Source organism: Mycobacteroides chelonae, assembly GCF_016767715.1.
Classification (GTDB): domain Bacteria; phylum Actinomycetota; class Actinomycetes; order Mycobacteriales; family Mycobacteriaceae; genus Mycobacterium; species Mycobacterium gwanakae.
The window spans coordinates 4,773,214-4,793,295 of the sequence record NZ_CP050145.1 but is presented as its reverse complement, the minus strand read 5'-3'; the positions used below and the strand labels follow the sequence as shown (position 1 = coordinate 4,793,295).

The 20,082-nt window shown below is 63.2% G+C and carries 28 protein-coding genes; 9 read left to right on the top strand and 19 right to left on the bottom strand.

Annotated elements, in window-relative coordinates:
• The first annotated feature begins 59 nt into the window (after positions 1 to 59).
• Positions 60 to 848 (top strand): SDR family NAD(P)-dependent oxidoreductase, encoded by a 789-nt coding sequence (locus HBA99_RS23575; protein ID WP_070932472.1) that lies wholly within the window; start codon positions 60 to 62, stop codon positions 846 to 848.
• Here the strand turns inward: HBA99_RS23575 and HBA99_RS23570 are convergent.
• On the bottom strand, positions 845 to 1,480 hold the full coding sequence (locus HBA99_RS23570; protein WP_070932089.1) for a TetR/AcrR family transcriptional regulator: 636 nt from the start codon (positions 1,478 to 1,480) through the stop codon (positions 845 to 847). The two genes, HBA99_RS23575 and HBA99_RS23570, sit on opposite strands and share 4 nt — an antisense overlap.
• An 80-nt stretch (positions 1,481 to 1,560) precedes the next feature.
• On the opposite strand from HBA99_RS23570, the gene HBA99_RS23565 reads away from it, so the two are divergent.
• On the top strand, positions 1,561 to 2,040 hold the full coding sequence (locus HBA99_RS23565) for a DUF3237 domain-containing protein (RefSeq protein ID WP_070932091.1): 480 nt from the start codon (positions 1,561 to 1,563) through the stop codon (positions 2,038 to 2,040).
• 94 nt (positions 2,041 to 2,134) lie between these two features.
• On the opposite strand, the gene HBA99_RS23560 is transcribed toward HBA99_RS23565, so the two are convergent.
• Together HBA99_RS23560 and HBA99_RS23555 are read right to left on the bottom strand one after the other, a co-directional pair.
• Positions 2,135 to 2,419 (bottom strand): hypothetical protein, encoded by a 285-nt coding sequence (locus HBA99_RS23560; protein WP_030097496.1) that lies wholly within the window; start codon positions 2,417 to 2,419, stop codon positions 2,135 to 2,137.
• A gap of 225 nt (positions 2,420 to 2,644) precedes the next feature.
• The gene (locus tag HBA99_RS23555) at positions 2,645 to 2,959 is read right to left on the bottom strand and encodes a hypothetical protein (protein ID WP_057967551.1); all 315 of its coding nucleotides are present in this window, start codon (positions 2,957 to 2,959) and stop codon (positions 2,645 to 2,647) included.
• A 135-nt stretch (positions 2,960 to 3,094) separates the two neighbouring features.
• Here HBA99_RS23555 and HBA99_RS23550 point away from each other — a divergent pair, with 135 nt between their 5' ends.
• Positions 3,095 to 3,715, top strand: a complete 621-nt coding sequence (locus HBA99_RS23550; RefSeq protein WP_070932093.1) for a CGNR zinc finger domain-containing protein — start codon at positions 3,095 to 3,097, stop codon at positions 3,713 to 3,715.
• Here the strand turns inward: HBA99_RS23550 and HBA99_RS23545 are convergent.
• Complete coding sequence (locus HBA99_RS23545) at positions 3,712 to 4,371, bottom strand: DedA family protein (RefSeq protein WP_070950437.1); 660 nt, start codon at positions 4,369 to 4,371, stop codon at positions 3,712 to 3,714. The two genes, HBA99_RS23550 and HBA99_RS23545, sit on opposite strands and share 4 nt — an antisense overlap.
• A gap of 155 nt (positions 4,372 to 4,526) precedes the next feature.
• On the opposite strand from HBA99_RS23545, the gene HBA99_RS23540 reads away from it, so the two are divergent.
• Complete coding sequence (locus tag HBA99_RS23540) at positions 4,527 to 5,564, top strand: endonuclease/exonuclease/phosphatase family protein (RefSeq protein ID WP_070950438.1); 1,038 nt, start codon at positions 4,527 to 4,529, stop codon at positions 5,562 to 5,564.
• 3 nt (positions 5,565 to 5,567) lie between these two features.
• On the opposite strand, the gene HBA99_RS23535 is transcribed toward HBA99_RS23540, so the two are convergent.
• From HBA99_RS23535 to HBA99_RS23525, 3 genes are read right to left on the bottom strand one after another with little or no spacing between them, the layout of a single operon-like run.
• Positions 5,568 to 5,996: a hypothetical protein gene (locus tag HBA99_RS23535; RefSeq protein ID WP_070951853.1), complete on the bottom strand. Its 429-nt coding sequence runs from the start codon at positions 5,994 to 5,996 to the stop codon at positions 5,568 to 5,570.
• 26 nt (positions 5,997 to 6,022) lie between these two features.
• On the bottom strand, positions 6,023 to 6,655 hold the full coding sequence (locus HBA99_RS23530) for a phosphoribosyltransferase (RefSeq protein ID WP_070951854.1): 633 nt from the start codon (positions 6,653 to 6,655) through the stop codon (positions 6,023 to 6,025).
• Positions 6,645 to 7,649, bottom strand: coding sequence for a LysR family transcriptional regulator (locus HBA99_RS23525; protein WP_070932101.1), 1,005 nt, complete (start codon positions 7,647 to 7,649; stop codon positions 6,645 to 6,647). The genes HBA99_RS23530 and HBA99_RS23525 overlap by 11 nt, the downstream gene beginning before the upstream one ends.
• A 148-nt stretch (positions 7,650 to 7,797) precedes the next feature.
• Here HBA99_RS23525 and HBA99_RS23520 point away from each other — a divergent pair, with 148 nt between their 5' ends.
• Positions 7,798 to 8,571 carry an SDR family oxidoreductase gene (locus tag HBA99_RS23520; RefSeq protein ID WP_057967545.1) on the top strand — a complete coding sequence of 258 codons (774 nt, stop codon included), beginning with the start codon at positions 7,798 to 7,800 and terminating at the stop codon, positions 8,569 to 8,571.
• On the opposite strand, the gene HBA99_RS23515 is transcribed toward HBA99_RS23520, so the two are convergent.
• The 5 genes from HBA99_RS23515 to HBA99_RS23495 all read right to left on the bottom strand — a co-directional run bounded on the left by HBA99_RS23515 (position 8,546) and on the right by HBA99_RS23495 (position 11,686).
• Complete coding sequence (locus HBA99_RS23515; RefSeq protein WP_070932103.1) at positions 8,546 to 8,986, bottom strand: hypothetical protein; 441 nt, start codon at positions 8,984 to 8,986, stop codon at positions 8,546 to 8,548. The genes HBA99_RS23520 and HBA99_RS23515 overlap by 26 nt on opposite strands.
• Positions 8,983 to 9,915 carry a metallophosphoesterase family protein gene (locus tag HBA99_RS23510; protein WP_070932106.1) on the bottom strand — a complete coding sequence of 311 codons (933 nt, stop codon included), beginning with the start codon at positions 9,913 to 9,915 and terminating at the stop codon, positions 8,983 to 8,985. The genes HBA99_RS23515 and HBA99_RS23510 overlap by 4 nt, the downstream gene beginning before the upstream one ends.
• The gene (locus HBA99_RS23505; protein WP_070951855.1) at positions 9,912 to 10,361 is read right to left on the bottom strand and encodes a cupredoxin domain-containing protein; all 450 of its coding nucleotides are present in this window, start codon (positions 10,359 to 10,361) and stop codon (positions 9,912 to 9,914) included. Before HBA99_RS23505 ends, HBA99_RS23510 begins: the two co-directional genes overlap by 4 nt.
• 78 nt (positions 10,362 to 10,439) lie before the next feature.
• Positions 10,440 to 11,135 (bottom strand): Rieske (2Fe-2S) protein, encoded by a 696-nt coding sequence (locus HBA99_RS23500; protein WP_070922376.1) that lies wholly within the window; start codon positions 11,133 to 11,135, stop codon positions 10,440 to 10,442.
• On the bottom strand, positions 11,132 to 11,686 hold the full coding sequence (locus HBA99_RS23495) for an RNA polymerase sigma factor (protein ID WP_070951856.1): 555 nt from the start codon (positions 11,684 to 11,686) through the stop codon (positions 11,132 to 11,134). Before HBA99_RS23495 ends, HBA99_RS23500 begins: the two co-directional genes overlap by 4 nt.
• A 122-nt stretch (positions 11,687 to 11,808) precedes the next feature.
• Between HBA99_RS23495 and HBA99_RS23490 the strand changes: the two genes are divergently transcribed.
• A complete protein-coding gene (locus HBA99_RS23490) occupies positions 11,809 to 13,008 on the top strand; it encodes a CaiB/BaiF CoA transferase family protein (protein ID WP_070922374.1) in 1,200 nt (399 codons plus the stop codon).
• Positions 13,005 to 13,907, top strand: a complete 903-nt coding sequence (locus tag HBA99_RS23485) for a hydroxymethylglutaryl-CoA lyase (RefSeq protein WP_070922373.1) — start codon at positions 13,005 to 13,007, stop codon at positions 13,905 to 13,907. The genes HBA99_RS23490 and HBA99_RS23485 overlap by 4 nt, the downstream gene beginning before the upstream one ends.
• On the opposite strand, the gene HBA99_RS23480 is transcribed toward HBA99_RS23485, so the two are convergent.
• Positions 13,904 to 14,194 (bottom strand): YiaA/YiaB family inner membrane protein, encoded by a 291-nt coding sequence (locus HBA99_RS23480; RefSeq protein WP_057967542.1) that lies wholly within the window; start codon positions 14,192 to 14,194, stop codon positions 13,904 to 13,906. The two genes, HBA99_RS23485 and HBA99_RS23480, sit on opposite strands and share 4 nt — an antisense overlap.
• Positions 14,195 to 14,430: 236 nt before the next feature.
• On the opposite strand from HBA99_RS23480, the gene HBA99_RS23475 reads away from it, so the two are divergent.
• Positions 14,431 to 14,985, top strand: a complete 555-nt coding sequence (locus HBA99_RS23475) for an SRPBCC family protein (RefSeq protein ID WP_030097484.1) — start codon at positions 14,431 to 14,433, stop codon at positions 14,983 to 14,985.
• On the opposite strand, the gene HBA99_RS23470 is transcribed toward HBA99_RS23475, so the two are convergent.
• The 6 genes from HBA99_RS23470 to HBA99_RS23445 all read right to left on the bottom strand — a co-directional run bounded on the left by HBA99_RS23470 (position 14,975) and on the right by HBA99_RS23445 (position 19,366).
• Positions 14,975 to 15,595: a TetR/AcrR family transcriptional regulator gene (locus HBA99_RS23470; RefSeq protein WP_030097483.1), complete on the bottom strand. Its 621-nt coding sequence runs from the start codon at positions 15,593 to 15,595 to the stop codon at positions 14,975 to 14,977. The two genes, HBA99_RS23475 and HBA99_RS23470, sit on opposite strands and share 11 nt — an antisense overlap.
• A gap of 70 nt (positions 15,596 to 15,665) precedes the next feature.
• Positions 15,666 to 16,247 carry a TetR/AcrR family transcriptional regulator gene (locus tag HBA99_RS23465; protein ID WP_030097482.1) on the bottom strand — a complete coding sequence of 194 codons (582 nt, stop codon included), beginning with the start codon at positions 16,245 to 16,247 and terminating at the stop codon, positions 15,666 to 15,668.
• The gene (locus HBA99_RS23460) at positions 16,244 to 17,191 is read right to left on the bottom strand and encodes an oxygenase MpaB family protein (RefSeq protein ID WP_070952399.1); all 948 of its coding nucleotides are present in this window, start codon (positions 17,189 to 17,191) and stop codon (positions 16,244 to 16,246) included. Before HBA99_RS23460 ends, HBA99_RS23465 begins: the two co-directional genes overlap by 4 nt.
• A gap of 61 nt (positions 17,192 to 17,252) precedes the next feature.
• Complete coding sequence (locus HBA99_RS23455; RefSeq protein ID WP_070951857.1) at positions 17,253 to 17,681, bottom strand: tautomerase family protein; 429 nt, start codon at positions 17,679 to 17,681, stop codon at positions 17,253 to 17,255.
• A gap of 18 nt (positions 17,682 to 17,699) precedes the next feature.
• Positions 17,700 to 18,116, bottom strand: a complete 417-nt coding sequence (locus HBA99_RS23450) for a nitroreductase family deazaflavin-dependent oxidoreductase (RefSeq protein ID WP_030097479.1) — start codon at positions 18,114 to 18,116, stop codon at positions 17,700 to 17,702.
• Positions 18,113 to 19,366, bottom strand: coding sequence for an NADH:flavin oxidoreductase/NADH oxidase family protein (locus tag HBA99_RS23445; RefSeq protein ID WP_070951858.1), 1,254 nt, complete (start codon positions 19,364 to 19,366; stop codon positions 18,113 to 18,115). Before HBA99_RS23445 ends, HBA99_RS23450 begins: the two co-directional genes overlap by 4 nt.
• 120 nt (positions 19,367 to 19,486) lie before the next feature.
• Here HBA99_RS23445 and HBA99_RS23440 point away from each other — a divergent pair, with 120 nt between their 5' ends.
• Positions 19,487 to 20,062 carry a TetR/AcrR family transcriptional regulator gene (locus HBA99_RS23440; protein ID WP_070922370.1) on the top strand — a complete coding sequence of 192 codons (576 nt, stop codon included), beginning with the start codon at positions 19,487 to 19,489 and terminating at the stop codon, positions 20,060 to 20,062.
• Positions 20,063 to 20,082 lie beyond the last annotated feature (20 nt).

Here is a 20,082-nt window from a genome sequence, read left to right as displayed (position 1 = left end):
CTTCAGTCAATCAGGCTGTTCGGGAATGAACTCGGGTGCGGTGCGACTTCAATGAATACGTGAACATCGACCTGACCGGTAAGACCGCGCTAGTAACAGGTTCCACACAGGGCATCGGACTGGAAATTGTGCGGCAGCTTGCCGCCAGTGGTGCGCGGGCCGTGGTGAATGGGAGGTCGCAGGACCGCGTGGACGAAGCGATCGCCGAGATTGGGCTTCAGAACGGCAGTGTCATCGGAGTCGCCGCGGACGTTTCGACTGCCGAGGGAGTGGAGCTGCTGCGCGAGCAGCTCCCCGAGGTGGACATCCTGGTCAACAACTTGGGCATCTTCGGTGCTGTACCGGCACGTGAGATCACCGATGAACAGTGGCGGAACTACTTCGAGGTGAATGTGCTGTCTGCCGTGCGCCTTATCCGGGTGTACTTGCCGGGGATGATCGAGGCTGGATGGGGTCGCATCATTCAAATCGCCAGTGACTCTGCGATTGTCATCCCGCAGGAGATGATCCATTACGGCGTCTCCAAGACTGCGTTGTTGGGGGTCACCCGAGGATTCGCGAAGGATGCGGCTGGGTCAGGGGTCACGGTCAACTCCGTCATCGCCGGACCTACGCACACCGCGGGCGTGGAGGACTTCGTCTATCAGCTTGTCGACAAGTCGCTGCCCTGGGACGAGGCGCAGCGTGAATTCATGAAGAAGCATCGGCCTCAGTCGCTACTGCAGCGTTTGATCGAACCGGCAGAGATTGCCAACCTGGTCGTCTACCTCAGCTCCCAGTTCGCATCCGCCACGACGGGCGCTGCGGTTCGTGCCGACGGCGGGTACGTGGATTCGATCCTGCCCTAGCGACCGCTGGCCGTTGTTGAGAGCGTCTCATCGATGTCCAGAACCGTGATGAGGGTGCGTACCCACCACCGCCGTTGTTGGCGGCCTCGGCTCGCGTCTGGTTCGGGAATGCCGGCACTACGGCGAAACGCCGCGCCGTAAGCAGCTTCGGTCGCCAGCGCCTGATGCAGGGCGGCGACGGCAAGACGCGTGTCATCGCGCGGCGGTCGGCGACCGTACGATGATTTCCGGGCGGCATGCAGGGTGTCGACGACGGGATTGAGTAGCCCGGCACCGTCATCGCGCCACCCCGCAGCGTGAAGGGCGATGGCCAACTCCCCGTAGCCGTCTTCGTAGACATCTGCGACGCAGTCCACCAACTCGGACACCTGTGCTCCGCGACTGACCCAATCGTGAGTGGCGTTCGCGACCGCATCGCGGATCCGGGTACCGCCGTGATGCAGCAGTGCCACGAGCAGACCGTCGCGGTTCTTGAAGTGGTGAGCGACACCCGCATCGGTCATGCCGACTCGGCTGGCGACGGCACGTACCTCGACGGCGTGCGGACCGGCCTCGACAAGAAGCGCCTCAGCGGCTTTGAGTATCAACGACTTCGCCTCATCGGGGCGTCGGCGAGTTCGAGGCTGGCCCATCGACACATTCTACCTTGACGGCTCAAAGTATTGGGTTTACCTTGATGCGGCAAGGTAAATTCACCGAATGGAGGTCAGTGATGCTGACGTTCGAGGAGAAACTGCCGGGTGTTGACGAGGGCGTCTCTTTGGTGCCGCTTTTCCGCGGTGTCTGGCACGTGGCTCAGTACGTAGTACTGCCCGCCACGCCGGCCGGCACCCGAGTGGTTATCGAAATCCCGGAGGGCAAGCTGGAGGGCCGAGGGATTTCCGCGCAGACTCTCGGCGGCGCGAATGCCGACTGGTTCGTTATCGGGCCGGAAGGGACAGGTACCGCAGATTATCGAGGAACAATGCGGACCGCTGATGGTGCGGTGATCTACATACACGGCCACGGCCGGTGCGATATGTCGGCAGGTTTTTCGGCCGGGGCGATCCTGCGGGGACATGCACATTTCGAGACCGGCAGTGACCAGTACCGCTGGTTGAACAAGGTGCACGCAGTATTTCGCGGTGTTGTCGTGGGTGATGGTGCGGCGGGAACAGGTGTCTACCACGATGAGTACTTCGAAGTCCGCTGATCCTGCCCTAGTCCCAATCGGGCTTAGCGCCGAACAACACTAAGGGCCGCCTCCGGAGGTTATTCCGGAAGGGGCCCTTAGTGTTTCCGACGGACTAGTTGATGCCGCCGATGTACTGGCCACTAGCGGGAGGGGTGTACCGCATTTGTGGGCCGGAGGTGTTCATCGTGTACTGGCCGGTGCCCAGCCGGGCGTGGTCGCGGTTGTTGCCCCCTGAGCCGTTGTTACCGGCGCCAGCGACCAGAGCGGAGGTGGGGGCCGTTGCCAATTCGATCGCGGCGAAGGTGGGCACCAGGATCGCGAGACCGATGCCGGCCGCGGCGACAACGCGGCGAGCGTTAGTGGAGATTGCCTGCGAGGTGGCGGTGATAGCGGTCATTTTGTCTGTGCTCCAATGCTTTTGAAGATCTACTTGCGATGCTTCTAATAACGTGAGCGCTATCGGCTGCAATCCGTCATCACCTGTGATAAGTCAGTCAGCCGGGGCCGGAATAATCTCGAGCACCGGCCTGTTCGATTAAGCAAGACAACCGAATACGTCAAACGCGGACTCCCCACGGCCATTCGACCGGGGGCAGTCCGCGTTAGCTTCTGTAGCGTGTCTTCAGTTGTGGATGGGGCAGGAGATGTCGACGTAGACCGTGGAGAAAGCGGTGGCGCCGCGCAGTCCTTCGACACCGGTCACCACGCACTCCGATAGTGGTGTGTCTGCGATGCCGTTCAACTGAACCGTGTAACCCTGCGCCTGTAGTTGGTTCACGGTGTCGGCGGCCGACGAGCCGCCCCCGGCGGACGCAGAGGCTTGTGCGGTGACTGCGAATGAGGCCACGGCCATCGCCCCGAGTGCGGCCAGCGCCACCATGAACGAAACTGCCGATCGGATGGCCGACCGGGTGAATGAGGTGATCTGGGTGTTCATGGCGGTTCCTTCCACCGTCGGAAAGTTCTAACGCTTAGAGGAACCTTTAAACATTAGGCGGTATTTCCTCTGCACTGTTAGATAGGACACATGGTTACAAGTGGTCCTATCCATTAGGAGAGATAAGGTCGTGGCATGGAAACGAGCACGTCGGGCACTATCGCCGCCATCTTGGGTGAGCCGCTCCCCGTGGAGCTGATGAACACCGTCCGCGGTGGGCGCGGAGAGGTAATGGATGCTCTGGAGGGCGATCAGCCTGTGCATGCGTGGCTCGAGGCTATGGCGGATCGGATACTGGCCGAATCGGGGGCGCACACTATTGCCTTCTCGCTGGAGGATGCCCAGTTCATCGCCGACGATCTGCGGGCTCTGCGTGACGCCCTACGGTGTCTGGCCGCGGAGGTCACCGCAGATCCGAGACCGCCGACATCGGGCATGACGCACACCCAGGCCGTCACCATGATCAACACGCTTGCTCGTGCTCGGGCAGAGCTGGTATGGCCGGTGGGCGGAGAACCCAGCAGGGCGGCGACGGCCCACGGATCGCAAGCACGGTTGACGGTCGGTCTGATCGCGCGTCAGGCGATCGACTTCTTCGGTGGCCCGGAACGTCACCGGCTGCGGGCCTGCCTGTCGTCGCACTGCGTGCTCTATTTCGTCAAGGAACATCCCCGTCGCGAGTGGTGCACCCCGAAATGCGGTAACCGTGCGCGGGTGAAGCGGCATTACGACCGCCAAACCTCGACGGGTGCTTAGCCGCTGTCGGTGACTGCGCGCCGCTTCTCCAAGTACACCTTGGCCGCTGTGGCGGCGGCCGGGAGCGTCGACAAGATGGCGATCACCAGGATGAAGACGTCCAGATGCTCACCGACGAAGGCGACGTTACCCAGAAAGTAGCCGACCGTCGTCAGCCCGACACCCCATGCCGCACTACCAATAGCGTTGTACAGCAAGAAAATTGGATACCTCATGCCAGACATTCCGGCGATGACCGGGGTGAAGGTGCGGACCACGCCGATGAACTGCGCGACGAGCAGCGTCTTGGGTCCGTGTCTGTCGAAGAACTCTCGAGAGGCGGTCAGATACCGCTGTTTGAAGAAACGTGCGTCTTCTTTTCTGAACAATGCCGGGCCGAGCCGGCGTCCGATGAAGTACCCGCATTGACTTCCCAGTAGGGCCGCTAACGCCGCGCATGGCGCCAGCACCTGGATCGAGACAGGGGAATTCGGCTGAGCGGCAATCAGCCCCGCGGAGAACAACAGCGTGTCACCGGGCAGGAAGGGAAACAGTAAGCCAGTTTCGATGAAGACGATGACTATGACGCCGGCCAGGACGGCGCCGCCGAATAGTCCGCCCTCGCCCAGCCAATACATCGGATCCATGACGTCCGAGGGCGCCAGACCCATGTCCATGGCTGGAAGTTAGCCACGGAACATGGCGGGACAGGAAACAACACGAGAACCCCACCTGGCGTGCTCGCGGTCGGTGAGCGTTCGGGTGTGACTGATGAGTGGCAACCGGGTGAATACTCTCGACGTTCGACGGTTCGCGGAATACCTTGACGAGCATGGCCCGCACCACCTTCAGCGTCGCGACGTTCAACATGTACAACCTGCAGGACGCAGACACTCCGCTCTATGCCACGTCGAAGCCATGGACTCCCGAGGAGTTCAAGCGCAAGACCGAATGGGCGGCATGGCAACTGGGGACTCTCGGCGCCGACATCGTCGGCCTGCAGGAAGTGTGGAGCAAAAGTGCCCTGGAGGCGGTCCTTGCGGTAGATCCGCAGGGCCTGGCCGACGAGTACGACGTCCTGGCCACTCCGGCGGTAGGAACCTCGATTACCTGCGCCGCGTTGGTGCGCAAGGGCCTCCTCACCGGAAAGCCCAAATGGATAACCGACTTCCCCAAGGCGGTGCGGCTTGAATCCAGGGATGACCCGGCCGATCCCCAGGCACCTGTCATCGACGTCTCGATCAAGAGCTTTTCCCGGCCGGTCTTGAACTTTCAGGTTCAGCTGCGCGACGACGAACCGGCCACGGAAATCTTTGTGGTGCACCTCAAGTCCAAGCTGCCGACGCAGATCAGCAAGGAGGCCTGGTACAAGAAGTCCTCGGCGACGTATCGGCCACATCAGCAGGCGCTGGGCGATGGGATCTCAACCATCCGCCGAACGGCCGAGGCGGTAGCCGTACGGGTGCTGCTCAACGGTGTCATGCGCGACACGGAGACTCCGGTCGTCGTACTGGGCGATATCAACGACGGCAAGGAGAGCAACACGGCCAACATCCTGACGAGCCAGCCCCGCTATCTCGTCGGAGACTCGCAGGGGGGCAGTGATTTTGGTCTTTATTCGGCGCAGACGTTGCAGGAGTACCGGGATACCCGCGACGTGTATTACACCCACGTGCATCAAGATCTGCGGGAGTCGCTCGACCACGTGATGGTGAGCGAGCAGTTCTATGACCACAGCCGTAAGCGGGTGTGGCTCTTCGAAGGGCTGCTGATCAACAACGATCATCTCAACTTCGAGAATCATCGGGAGACTGGTACCGGAGACCACGGCATCGTCAGGGTGAGCTTTAAACACGACCCCGTGAAGTGACAGTCACGAGACGCTGAGAACTCTTCGGTCGCCGAGAGGGGTCGCCAGTGGCACGGCGAGGCTGCCTTGAACGGCGATCAGGATGCAGGCCTTGCCTGCGGCCTCCGGCGGCGTACCACCGCGCAACGCAACCGCGACGGCGTCGTCGGTCTCTCGGACGGTGGCGTGCACGCCGTGGCACTGTGGGGTGCCGCTGGTGAAGTGCACGATCACGGCCGTGCCGTCGGGGGACCGACTCCACGTGTCGAATGTCATCGGACGGCTGTCGAGGATTCGTGCGTCGTCCTCAAACACGACAGATGAAGCGGGAAGCGCGACCTCGGTCGGGGTAGTCGCCGAGGTATCGGCTGCTGCTCGTGGCGTATCGAGCCCGCCGTCGCCACAGCCCACCAGGAGGGCGAGGGGGAGGACTGCCATCACAACCAGGCGCATGGCACCACGGTATGCGCCCGACCGGACTATTTGGTGATCTGCGGCGAGAGCAGGGCACGGACCTCTTCGTCGGAGACCTGACGAAAGTCCTCGTACGCATCCCCCACTGCCTGGAATGGAGAGGGACAACAGGCGACCACGAAATCGTCCACCAGGGAATTGAATCGGTGGAACGCCGATCGAGGTGCAACAGGAACGGCCGCCACCACCCGAGCCGGCGATGTTCGCCTGATCACGAGCAGTGCGACCCGCATCGTGGCCCCGGTGGCGACGCCATCGTCGACCAGAATGGTTGTCTTGCCCTCGATTTCGATACTGCGATGTGTCAGGTACAGCTGTTCGCGCCGGGCAAGCTCGCGACGCTCGCTGGCGGTCACGGCTCGAAGCTGTTCCTGGCTGATCCCCATGGTGCGCACAATGCCCTCGTCGACGACTACCTCTCCGCCGCTGGCGATGGCACCCATCGCGTACTCCTCGTGTCCGGGTACGCCGAGCTTACGAACGACCAGCACCTCTAACGGGGCATTCAGGGCTGTCGCGATCTCCCGCCCCACCGGTATTCCGCCGCGAGGCAACGCGAGCACCACCACATCCTGCTCCCGGTACGGCGCAAGGATGCCTGCCAGTACGCGGCCCGCGTCCTGGCGATCACTGAACATCCGATGCGTGTGCGACATGGGAGGGACTCGGAATGCTTGCCCGGATGTCTCCATCTTCCAACTGCGATCCCGCGCTGACAACAGTTGCACCACGGGCATTCTCGAAAAGCCTGTTACGGACGCTCGACACTGAATGCGGGAGCCAGACCGCCTGAACGGGAACCAATGGGGGATTGGCGATCTCGATCACCTTCACCTTGCCGTGGTAGACGGCGCCGGGGTCATCGGTGACGAACGCGCAATGATCGGGGTGGGCCAGCACGGCCGTATGCGGCGGAGTGCCCTGCACCGGATTGACCAGCAATTGGGGTTCGAAACCGCTTCGACGGCAATGTGAAACCAGCAAGTCCGTGTAGTACGAGTGTCGAGGTGGAGCCCACACCACGATGGGGTGCTCGGCGATCTCCGTGATGTCGATGCGATCGTGGGCGGCAAGGGGGTGAGAGCGCACGACGGCGATACGCAACGGCTGATACAGCAGGGTGTCGGTGGCCAAATCTGCGGGCATATCCACCCCGCGCCGTAGGGCCAAGTCCAGTGAGCCGTCCAGGAGGCCATCACCGATGGTGCTCGGGAAGACCTGTCGGACGGTGATCGACACTGTGGGATCCGCGATGACCGTCGGCTCAATGATCCGGTAGACCTCCTCACTGGAAATCGCCGGAGAGTGTCCGATGACAAAGGCCCGCTGGGGATTCGAGTGGTTTCGTGTCGCATTGGCCAGCACGCGTATTCCGGCTAGAAGTGGTTTTGCACCGGTGTACAGCTCGTGGCCGGCATCGGTCAGTTGCAGGCTGCGTTGCGCGCGTGAGAAGAGCGCGACGCCGAGGTCGCGCTCGAGCTGGCGTATCGCCGACGACAGTGCCTGTTGCGTGATGAACAGCTCGGCCGCCGCGGCCGCGAGCGTCGGGGCTTCCGCGGCCACGACGAACTGAAACAATCGCCGGGAATCCAGCAAATTGACCAGTGAACTACCCTCTGCTGTCGCGCTCATCTGCAATGACAACTCCTGATTGTGTTTATACAAGAATAATGTGGTTTTCCCTTGTGCTACCTAAACCTACGATTCGTATGGAGATATGGGCGATCGTGGAGCCCACCCGCAATGACAAGGCCACAACGTACTAGAGGGAGATACTCGAGTGACAGATCATTCACTAAAGGGCAAGACTGTTCTTATCACCGGTGGCGGCAAGAATCTAGGTGGTCTCATTGCCCGGGATCTGGTCGCCAACGGCGCTGGTGCGGTCGCGATCCACTACAACAGCCCGTCGAGCAAGGATGCCGCGGATGAGACGGTGGCTGCCCTCCAAGCGGCCGGAGCGAAGGCAGTGGCGTTCCAGGGAGACCTGACCACCGGGGACGCGGTAAGCAAACTGTTCGCAGACACCGTTGAAGCGATTGGGCGTCCCGACATCGCGATCAACACCGTCGGCAAGGTCATCAAGAAGCCGTTCACCGAGATCACCGAGGAGGAGTACGACTCCGCGAGCGCGGTGAACGCCAAGTCTGCTTTCCTGTTCCTCAAGGAGGCCGGGAAGCATGTCAACGACAACGGCAAGATCGTCACGCTGGTGACGTCGCTGCTGGGTGCGTATACCCCGTTCTACGCGGCGTACGCGGGGACCAAGGCGCCCGTCGAGCACTTCACTCGCGCCGCTTCGAAGGAATTCGGGGAGCGCGGCATTTCGGTGACCGCCGTGGGCCCGGGTCCGATGGACACCCCGTTCTTCTACCCGGCGGAAGGTGAAGACGCGGTGGCGTACCACAAGACGGCCGCCGCGCTCTCGCCGTTCTCGAAGACCGGACTGACCGATATCGAAGACATCGCTCCGTTCATCCGGTTCCTCGTCAGCGACGGTTGGTGGATCACCGGGCAGACCATCCTGATCAACGGTGGCTACACCACGAAGTAGTCACCGGTTGCGATAGCGACCCCGTCCGGGACGTCGGGGTTGCCGGAGCTGGCCGCCGCACGCACTTGGCGAACAGCACACCCGCCAGGGCGACGGCGGCCAGCTCTGTGACCACGCTGATCACCGCATAAGGTGCGGGATTCCAGCCGCGTTCGGAGAATCCGAAGAGGCCGACGGTACGCGATAACGCGAACGCCACGAGCGCACTCACCGAACCCAGACCGGCGGCTGCAACCATCCACTCAGGCGCGCCTGCCGTGATCAGTGCGGCCAACGTGAAGAATGCGCTGGCCTGCACGAGGAAGGCAGGCCCGATTCCCGGAATCTGTTGATAACCATGCGTGTACAAGTGAGCATGGGAGTACCCGCTGACAGCCAGCGACACTGCCAGAGCAAGACGATATGCGATGTTCATGTCAGCTTGTCTTCCTTGATCGCAAGGGTCTGGCCACCTTTGACGTAGCTGACCTCCCGAATGCCGAGGATTTCGTGCAGCTGGCCGGCAGGCAGCGTGACAGGTTTGGGAGCTGGACCGTCGCCCGGTTTAGGCAAGGGGTACGCCGTCGTCGTGCCGCTGTAGAAGGTGATGTTTCCCTCGGTCTTGGTGAACAACTGGTGTACATGCCCGTTGAGGCATGTCACGGACGCGAATCGCTTCATGTAGCTCAGTGCCTGCGCGGAATCATCTGTACCCCAACCCCATTCGGGGTACATGGCGAACAGCGGGATATGGCTGAACACGATGATCGGGGTGTCCGCCGACAACGGTGCGAGATCTTTGCGGATGAATTCGAGCTGTTCGCCACCCAAGTGGCCGAGCTTCTTCAGGTTGAGGGTGTTGACCAGTCCTATTACGTGGACGCCCCCGATATCGAAGCTGTACCACCCATCGCCGCGAGTACCGCCGCCGAACACGCCACGGTATTTCTGCCCCGCATCGTCAACCGAATCGTGTTCCCCTGGAACGGTAAAGACGTGTGGTGTGTCGATATCGGACATCATCTGCTTGACCTGATCGAACTGTTCGTCGGTGGCCAGATGTGTGAGATCTCCGGTGTGGATGATGAAATCCGGGGTGTAGTCCAGGTTGTTGATCTGGCCGATCGCATGGTCAAACGAGTCGACGACATTGGCGTTCGCGCTGCCCGTAAACCCGATGTGGCTGTCGCTGATCTGCGCGAACCGCAGCGCCGGGCGAGAGCTGCTGATTGGAGCGGTAGAACCGGCAACGTGCGAAATCACCTCTCCGCCGGACACTGTCAATGCGACCGCAGCGCCGAACCACGCGGTGTGCCGGATCAGCTGGCGCCGGCTCATGCTCTGTGGATCCCGTTCGTCGGTCATTGCACTACCACCGTGGCCTTCATGAAGGGGTGGATGCCGCACACGTACTGGTAAGTACCTGGCCTGGTGAATTGATGCGAGAAGGTCCCCTTGGCGTCCATCCCCGGAGACCGGAAGGTGCCATCTTCGGACACCACGTTATGCGGTTCTTCGTCCTTGTTGGTCCAGGTGACGGTGGTGCCTGCGGGCACCGTCAAGGTGGCGGGATTGAACGCGAAGTTCTCGATGTCGACAGCGGGCCCGACAGGCGCGGGTGCCGTTGGAGTGCTGCCGTGCGGCGCCATGGCGCCGGGCATGCCGGGCCCAGATAGCCCGGGAGCACCGCCGGCATCGGAAACGATCGACAGCGGCGCATCGGATCTTCCGCTACTACCGCCGCCGCATGCTGCTAATGGGATCGCTGCTGCCGCAACCAGTGCGGTGCAACGCCGTCGAGACATCGACATGTGGGCCCCTTTCCATGGAGGAGTCCGCCGTGAGTCGCGGACCACCGCACAGAGATAGCGGCGGGGGTTACAGCCGGATCAGACCGGGCGGTCGGGTGCGAACACCTCGATATGACCGTCGGCCTCGCGCACCTCGAACGTGGGCAGCGGCTTGGGGGCGATGGGTAGCTGGTGGGTGATGACCCGCCCGTCGGTGGCGAATGACGTTGTATGGCAAGGGCATTGCAATCGGTCATGTGCTCCGTCGAACCAGAGCTTGCACCCCTGATGGGTGCAGACACCCGATACCGCCTCGATCTGACCGCCCACCCGGCGCACGAATCCGTTGACGAATCCGAGGTCGAACGGATGCACTCCGCCTTCGGGGACCGCGCTACTGGCGGCCACGCGCTGCCAACTCCCGGCGTTGGGGACGATCTCGTCCGAGGCTTGCGGAGGGTTGACCTCGGGCTTCTGGTTGATCAGACGGTCCGTGGTGACGGCCACCGCAGCGGCGGCCGCGGCCGCCGAGGTGCTGACGAGGACTGTTCGGCGGGTAGGAGCGTGCCGTCGCCTTTGCTCGGCGGTAGAGGGCGGTTCGCCCATCTGCTCGGCCAGGCGACCCTGCAGGCCCGCGAGGAACTCCTGGCTGGGAGCGTCATCACCGGGACGGCTCGCGCGCAATTCGATTGCGGTCCGGATCTGTGCTGCTTCGAAGTCGTCGGGCCGAAATGGCTTGGGCCGGCGACCCCGGAGCAGGTCGTCGATGTAGTGGCGCAGCCCGCGCGGGTTCATGAGAGATCCTGTTCGTTGATTTGGGCGGCCAGGCGCAGTGCTCGATGTTGCAGCACTTTGGCATTGGCGACGGTGACACCCATCGTGGCGGCGGACTCCTTGATCGAACAGCTTTGCAGGAAACGCAGTTCCAGAATTCGACGATAGTTGGCCGGGAGCGCGTCCAAGACGGCCTTCGCGTGTTGTGGCGCGGTGCTGATGGACTCTTCGGCTTCGGGCGGGAGATCGGCGATGTCCTGCATATCCGGGATCGTGGTGATCTCACGGCCGAGCGTCTCGCGCCAATGCGCGGCGAGTACGGTGCGCGCGATCGTTCGCAAGTAGGCCCGCACCTCGGCTTTCGTCACAGTGAGGCGCAGCGGGCGCAGCGCAGCCAGGAACACCTCGGCCGTCAGGTCCTCGGCGTCGGGTTTGTTGCCCACCCGGGCGTAGATGGTGCGGTACACCCAGACAGCGTTGTCCTGATACACGGACTGCCAGTCCGCGTAGTGGTCGCTACCTGCCGGAACGGCCCGCAGGCCGCGCCGGGCGGTGGGATCACGTTGCGTCATCACCGTCGGATGTCCCGTCCCCAAAGCGTTCTTCTGAGACAGGCGGATGTCTGCCCCTGAAGAAGTAGTGCCAGTGGTTACACGATGCTGACGGTCATGTGGTTCGGGGTAGCGTCACTGGGATGACGGGTGCTCTTGATGGGATCCGGGTGCTGGAGTTGGGCACCCTGATCGCCGGGCCTTTCGCAGGGCGGTTACTCGGGGATATGGGCGCCGAGGTGCTCAAAATCGAGCCGCCCGGTGCGCCGGATCCGCTGCGGACGTGGGGGCAGGCCGAGGTCGATGGGCACCATGTTTTCTGGACGGTGCACGCACGCAACAAAAAGGCCATCACTCTGGATCTGCGGACCGAGCCCGGACGCGCGCTGTTCCTCGATCTCGTCGAGAAGTCGGATGTGATCGTCGAGAACTTCCGGCCCGGCACCCTGGAGAAATGGGGCCTTGGCTACGACGTTCTGGCCGAACGCAACAAGGGCATCGTCTTGGTTCGTGTTTCCGGTTACGGGCAGACCGGTCCGGACGCGCACAAGGCCGGATACGCCTCGGTGGCCGAGGCCGCCAGTGGGTTGCGGCATCTCAACGGCTTTCCGGGCGGTCCGCCGCCCCGGATGGCGCTCTCGATCGGTGACACCCTTGCCGGGATGTTCGCCGCCCAGGGTGCGCTGGCCGCGCTGTACCGGCGAACCATCACCGGTCGCGGACAGATCGTCGATACGGCACTGACCGAGAGTTGTTTGGCAGTGCAGGAATCCACCATTCCTGATTACGACGTGGGTGGGGTGGTGCGTGGTCCGTCGGGAACCCGGCTGGAGGGCATTGCGCCATCGAACATCTATCAGAGCGCGGACGGCAGCTGGGTGGTCATCGCGGCCAATCAAGACACCGTGTTCCGCAGGCTGTGCGAAGCGATGGATCAGCCGCAGCTGAGCACTGATGAGCGCTTTGTCGATCACGTTGCGCGGGGCCGCAATCAGGATGAACTCGACGCGATCATCGCCGAATGGGCGGCTGGGCATCTACCCGCCGACATCATCGACGTGCTCAGTGCGGCCGGTGTCATCGCAGGCCCTATCAACACCGTCGCCGATGTGGTGCAGGACCCACAGCTCAAGGCCCGAGAGATGCTCGTCGAACATTTCGATGAACGGCTCGACCGGTCGGTGCTGGGGCCCGGCGTTGTCCCGGTGCTGTCCGAATCGCCAGGCGGTGTCCGCAACGCCGGCCCGGCCCGGCCCGGCCAGCACAACGAGGACGTCTTTGGGGGACTGCTGGGCAGGAGCGCCGCGGATATCGAGAAGTTGCGGGCCGAGGGGGTCGTATGAGTCTGCCTGCCCACGTCACCATCCGCGAGGTCCTGCTGCGGGACGGACTTCAGCTTGAGGCACCGATCTCGTTGGCGGACAAGCTGACACTGCTCGATGCGATAGCGGCGACAGGGGTGCGAGAGGTGGAGGCCACCGCATTCGTCTCACCCTCCAAGATGCCCGCGCTGGCCGACGCCGCCGAGTTGTCGGCGCAGCTGCACAACCACCCGGATATCGAATTCTCTGCCCTCATCGCCAGCCCCAATGGCGCCAAGCGTGCCCTGGCGGCGGGACTGACCTCGCTGGAGTATGTGGTGTCGGCATCCGATGGACACAGTCGAGCCAACGTCGGCGCTAGCAGCGCCGAGGCCACCGCGCGCATCGAGGAAATCGTGGCGCTCGCCCGTGAAGCCAATGCCACGGTGGAGGTGATAGTGGCCTGTTCATGGGACTGCCCCTTCGACGGGCCCACCCCGGAACATCGAGTGCTCGACATCGTGCGCCGAGCCCGCGATTGGGGGGTGGACCGTTACGCCGTTGCCGACACCATCGGCACTACGACACCGCGCCGCGTCGCGAATCTCGTTGCGGCGGTGCGGCCCATCGTCGGTGATGCACCGCTGGGCGCACATTTTCACAACACCCGTGGATCTGGTTTGGCCAGCGCGTACGCCGCTGTGCAATCCGGAGTGACGCGGCTGGACTCCTCGATCGGCGGACTCGGTGGCTGCCCGTTCGCGCCGGGCGCGACCGGCAACATCGCCACCGAGGATCTGGTGTATCTGCTGCGGGACAGCGGTATCGGCGTCGATGTGGACCTCGAAGCCGCGATCGCGGCCGCCCGGGTGGTGCAATCGGTCGTCGGGCACGAGGTGCCTAGTGCCTTGTTGCGTGCCGGTGATCGGGTGCTGAACTAGATCGCCGGTTTCAGCGGGTTGTGCTCGGCGTAAATCTGCTCGATGCGCGCCTCGTCGATGCGGTTGCGGACCTGTTGTGACTCGTGGGTATCCCGGATGACCTTGGCCAGCCCGAAGCAACTGGTGACCAAGAACAGGGTGCACACCGCGAGGAACGCGCGGGGCCACGGTGATATCGGTAGGTAGACGATGCCGCCCAGCGTGGAGGCGAATGCGACCGCGAAGGCGATTGCGGACTGAACGTAGTACGCCGTGGAGGCGCGGACGGTGGGCTCCGATGTGCTCATGAGACCACGGTGGCAGCTGAGGCCCGATAGAACATGAGTAGAGCTACCCGAATTGTCGACGCAAGTTTGCGTGCGGCCGCCGGTAGCGATACGGGGTTGGGTCACAAGAAATGGGCGCCTCAGACTGGCCTCGGTCACGAACTTGTGCGATTGCGCTTCTGTGGGTGCTGGTAGGAGGGCTAGCTTGCTAACTGACTCGCGAGTCAGTTAATGGCAACTCGTACTCAAGGAGGACCATGTCCACTCCGGTGCTGATCGGGATCGTCGTGGGAGTGCTGGCCCTCGGGGGCTTGCTGGGGGCTGTGGTGCTCTTCGCCCTGGCTTCCGGCGACAGCGGGCCGCGACGCTTCGGGGTGACCATGCCGGACACCGACTTTTTCGACAAGGGGGCATCGTTCGCTGTCACCGCGCAGGTCACCGTGCCGGGGCCCGTCGAGCGGGTGTGGACTCAGGTCTCCGAGGGCGGCTACCTGGAGACGATTCCCTTTGTGTCCGGCCCGGTGAGATCGGGTGACCAGGTGGTGACTCGCACTCCACTGTTCGCGATCACCGAGAAGGTAGTTCACAGCGAAGAGGGCCTCAAGCTGGTCGCGATCGGGACCGGTGTTTCGGTTCCCTTGGTTCTCAAGGCATTCGGTGAGCGTTGGGAGCTCGCCGCTGATGGGAACAAGGTGCTGGTGCGCTGGACAGTTGCGTTCACTCCGAAGTGGGTGGGATGGTTCCCGTTGCGCTGGACGGCGTTCGCGGTGCGCCCCTTCCTGCGCACACTCCTGTTCCTGGCTATCCGTTAGCGGCGGCCCGCGACAGCGGGACGTCTCCGAGCACGATCCCGCTGAACATGGTGGCGATCGTATCGGCGACTTCTGTCATTGTTGTTGCGGGATCATCGGATTCGGCGATGATGCTGTTGGCGGTGACAAACATGGTCATGAGCATCCGGGCGGCCATATGGGTGTGCACGCCGGCCTTCAGTTCATGACGAGCGGCAAGAGTCTCCATGAGTGTGACCAAGGGAGGCAGCACGATGGTCTCGTCGATGTGGCGGTAGGTCTCCTCGCCGAGGACCATCGGCGCTTGGCGCATGAGCTCCCGGTAGGTCCTGTCGTCACGCGATCGGGACAGGTACACCCATGCTGACGTGGCGGCGACCTGCGGGCCGTTGGCGCCGGGCTTGTCCAGGAGGCGGATGGCCGTGGTGACGGTATCGGCGGTCTCGGTCAGGCATTCGGTGAGCAGGGCGCTGAACATCGCTTGCTTGTCGGAGAAGTGGTAGTAGAACGTGCCCTTGCTGACTTCGATGCTGCTGACGATGTCGTCGACGGTCACGCTGTTGTAGCCGGTCGTCGTGAAATGCCGGCGCGCGGAATCCAGAAGGTCCGAACGAGTCTGTTCTGCGTACATCTGCCGCCGTGTCGCCATGCAGGCAGTTTAGTCAGATGCCGACTCAAGGTCGGTTTCTGAACGAGTAGTACTACCAGACCAATCGAGCTAGATAGGTTTGTGCGTACCGCCGTACCGCCACGGTATCGGTGATATCGAGTACGCCGGCGCGGTTGGTGAGCAGGGAACCAACCAGTCGCACAAGGATTTCCGACACCGCCAGCACCGCGTCATCGGGCATTGTGGCGCCGCTGTGCCGCAGGCTGGACGCCACCAGCGCGCTGGCTCGCACAATGGCCTTCTCGCCAGAAGGCGTGTTGAGGCCGATGACGAGTTCCGGTTCGTTCTCGATGATGGTGCCCGCCAGCCGGCTTTCCGTGATGAGCCGCATGGCCAGCGTGAAGCACTCGACGATGGCGCCCTGGGCATCCTGGCCGTTGGCGGCGACGGCGAGCTGGCCGAAGATGCCCAGACTCTCTGCCTCGATGAGGTGCTCGAACAGCGCTTCCTTAGTGGGGAAGCGACGGTAGAGGGTGCGGCGGCTCACCCCGGCGCGACGTGCGATGGCGTCCATGTTGGCGCGGCGCATACCGTGCCGCTCGAACTCAATGCGCGCGGCATCGAGTACGGCATCGGTGGGTGGGGCGCTGGTCACCCCCACGAGTGTGGTCATGCCGCCCGGTTGTATAGCGGGCGGGGGTCGACTCCTTCACGATTCCAGCCCTCGGACGCCCACGGCAGGTACAGCGCCCGCACCGGCAGCCTGTTGAACAACGGGTTCAATGCGCGCATGACCGTGGCGAAGCGCTGGAAGTTGCGTTCCTTCTCGTCGCTCCACTCCAGTCGGCAGACCTGCTTCATCTGCGGCGGGAGCGTTCCGACGACGACCGTCCGGATGAAGGCGTTCAGTGGCGCCGACAGCAGACGCCACAGCGGCTTGGGAATCTGCTTGGGCCCGGGCACGCCCTGGCGGATGTAACCCGTCGCGTAGAGGATCGTCTTTGTCGGCACGAACCGGTCGAACATGCCCTCCATGTAGGTGACGAACTCGTCGTACGTCTGCGGCTGATTGCGTGCACTGACCCCGTAGAGGCTGTACCAGACCTTGCTCTCCTCGAAGATCCGCACCTTCTCGGCGTAGGAGAGACGCCGGATGAATGTGTCGGTGATGTACAAGACCTGATCGACGAAAGTCGCATGCGCCCAATAGAAGAGCTCGGGATTGAGTGCGTGGTAACGCGATCCGTCGCTGATGGTTCCGGTGATCGGCTTGTGGAAATCACGCACCATCCGCCCCCACTTCTGTGGGTCCGCCGAGTAGATGGTCTTCATGATGGGCGGCCCGGAGCGGCGTGCGCGGCCAAGGGTGTCGGTGAAGATCACCGAATGGTCCTCGACCGCCTTACCCAGCTGTTCGATGCAGTTCTCGGTGCCGGCGAGCCGCTGAAAGCCGAGTACGCCACGGACATCCCCGTAGAACTTCCACACCAGGGAGTCGGCGCCCAGCCGCGGGGTTTCCACGGAGTCGTCCGCAGGGTCTTCTACGGGCATGGGGATTGCTTCCCGGAGCCCCTCGTCGAGGCTGACGGGACGGGTGATGGCGCTCTGATCAACCATGAGCACCACGCTAACTCAATGGCACAAAAGTGCGCAAGTGTGCCATTGGGAAGGTTTGGGCCTACTGGTTGAGAAGGAAGCCCAGCTTCTCTCGGTTCTGCTCAAACCAGGCGGCCTCGGCGCCTGCCTCGGGGAAAATGAGCCCGGCTTCCATGACTGCGGAGGCGTCCTGTTCGGAAATGCTCAGGACGAGTTCCTCCTCCGGCTGGCCCGTCAGCTCGTGCCAGGCGGACGAGAGTTCACGGAGCAATTGTTGACGTTGTTCCAGGGAACGCCCTGAACGGATAGTGCCTGCGATGAAGGTGGTGTCGCTTTCCGGTTTTCCCGCCAGATAGTGGTGGCCTGTTTGGTATTCATTGAAGACCACGTGGACAAATACCGCCGGAGCGCCGGTGATTTCGCAGTGAATACGTGTGAATTCCTGGGCGATGGTCTGCCGCACCTCGTCGGTGAGGCTCTCCGCGCGTGTTATGCACTGGTAGAGAGGCATATCGCGTATTCCTTGTCCTCAGTCGGTGAAATCGATGCGCACCGATATGGGGGTGGTCTCCAGTGCCTTGACCACCCGCGCGCCGACGGCCCCGAACTTGCGGCCCCGCGCGACGACATCGTCATCGGGCCGGAACTGGGCGGTTCCGGTACGCCACCGGTTTCCCTGCTTCAGGCGGACATTGGGATTCGCGGCAATATTGCTGCCCCAGCCCGAGCGGGTGCCGTGCTGGCTGATCACCCACGCGCCTGTCGCGTCGAATTGGACCGAGACCGGGACCCGCCGTAGCTGGCCGGTCTTGCGTCCGGTGGTTTCCAGCTCCGAGGCGAGCGCTGTGCGCAGACCAAGCTTCGTCAGGGCCGAGACGGCAGGGTTGAGCAGGTAACGGCCCATGGCGCGCTCTCTGCGGAACTTGCGCAGTGTCTTGTCCGTCATGAACTTCTCCTTCTCCGAAAGGCGTCGACCCCGTTGTTCTTGAGGAGTCGAAGTGCCGTGATCCACGGGCCGATGGTGGGGTCCGGGTCGGTCCCCGCGCCCAGGCGGTGCAGTTGGGTGTTATGCCACTGGAGTTCCAGTGCGCTCAGGAAAGACTTCGCCCTGCCGGTCGATGCCAGCCAGCCAGGTAGGGGCAGTGAAGCATCCGGAACGGTCAGCTTGTCCTGACGCGCCGTTAGCAGGCTGTCGGCGGACTCGGGATTGACAGTTGTCGGGCGCCCGAGCCCCACGACATCGCAATCACCCGATCGGATGGCGTCGGACATGGCGGCTTCCGTGCGGAAACCTCCTGTTACGGCGATCGGGACGTCACCGGCCGCCTCGCGGGCGGTGCGGGCGTACTCGAGGAAGTAGGCCTCGCGGGCCTGGGTCGACGCCGATGTCACCAGCGGCCTGCCCTCCATCGCCGGTGATTCGTAAGTACCACCGCTGATTTCGATGAGGTCGACCTCTTCGGAGGCGAGTGCCGCGATGACTGCCCGCGACTCTTCCTCGGTGAAGCCTCCACGCTGGAAGTCCGCGGAGTTGAGCTTGATGGCGACCGAGAAGCCGGGGCTCACCGCCGCACGCGTGCGGCGGACAACCTCGAGAACGAAACGCATCCGATGTTCCGGGTCGCCTCCCCACCGGTCGGTGCGCCGATTGGTACGTGGCGACAGGAACTGTGCCACCAGATAGCCGTGTGCGCCGTGGATCTGAACGCCGTCGAACCCGGCCGCATCGGCGATCGACGCCGTGGTCGCGTACCGGTCGATGATGTTCTCGATCTCGTCATCGGTGAGTTCACGTGGTGCTTGCCACCCGGGGACGTTCATCTTGATCGCGGACGGTGCCACCGGCTGGGACGCCGTGGCGAGCGGGTTGGCTTGCCGCCCTGGGTGGTTCACCTGCATCCAGATCAGGCCGCCGCCATCCTTGGTTGCCTTGGCCCACCGCGACAGGCCATCGAGATGCCGGTCGTCTTCGATGACCACATTTCCCGGCTCACCTAGGTGGCTTCGGTCAACCATCACATTGCCGGTGACGACGAGGCCGAACCCGCCGGTGCCCCAGCGGCGGTACAACTCGACGAGCCGGTGGTCGGGCCCCTGAGAGGTGTCGCCGAGGCCCTCGCTGAGGGCCGACTTCATCAGTCGATTGCGCAGAACCTGGCCCGAGGCCAGTGGAAGGGGATCGTGTAGGTCTGCCACCCGGCCGACGGTAGTACACCGATTGGTTTACCGCAATGTTCCGATAAATGCCCGGGCCCGGCGGCGACTCGGTAGACTGAGCGGTATAGTTAACACCTGACAAGTTGGGAGGCGGGCAGGATGTCGGCACGTGACACGTTGATCGCTAGCGTGACGGGTCTGGTGCGGCGCCGGGGCGTCGCGGGAACCGGTCTCAACGCACTGCTGGAAGACAGCGGTGTGTCACGGAGAACCATCTACCTCAACTTTCCCGGCGGTAAGCAGGAACTGGTCGCCGAGGCGACCCGCCTCGCGGGACAAGAGCTGACGGCCATCATCAAGGCGGCCGGTGACGATATCGATCCGGCACACGGCATTCAGTTGTTCATCGAACTGTGGAAGGCGCAACTCGGCGAAACCGAGATGCAGGCGGGGTGCCCGATCGTCGCCGCCGTGCTGGGACGCACCGAGGCGCCCGAGGCCTCGGCGGTGGCGGCGGATGCATTCGAGGATTGGCAGACCATTCTCACCGAGCGGCTTACGCGCTATCACGTGGCTGCCGAGGCGGCACGCTCGCTGGCCCGGACCATGATCGCGGCGATCGAAGGCGCCGTCATCATGTCGATCGCCGCGCAGTCGACGGAGACGCTCGACGACGTCGGTGAGCGGCTGGCAGAGCTCATCAGGCTGTACGTCCCCGCCGGCACCGCGCCGTAATCCTCCGCCACGCAAGAGCC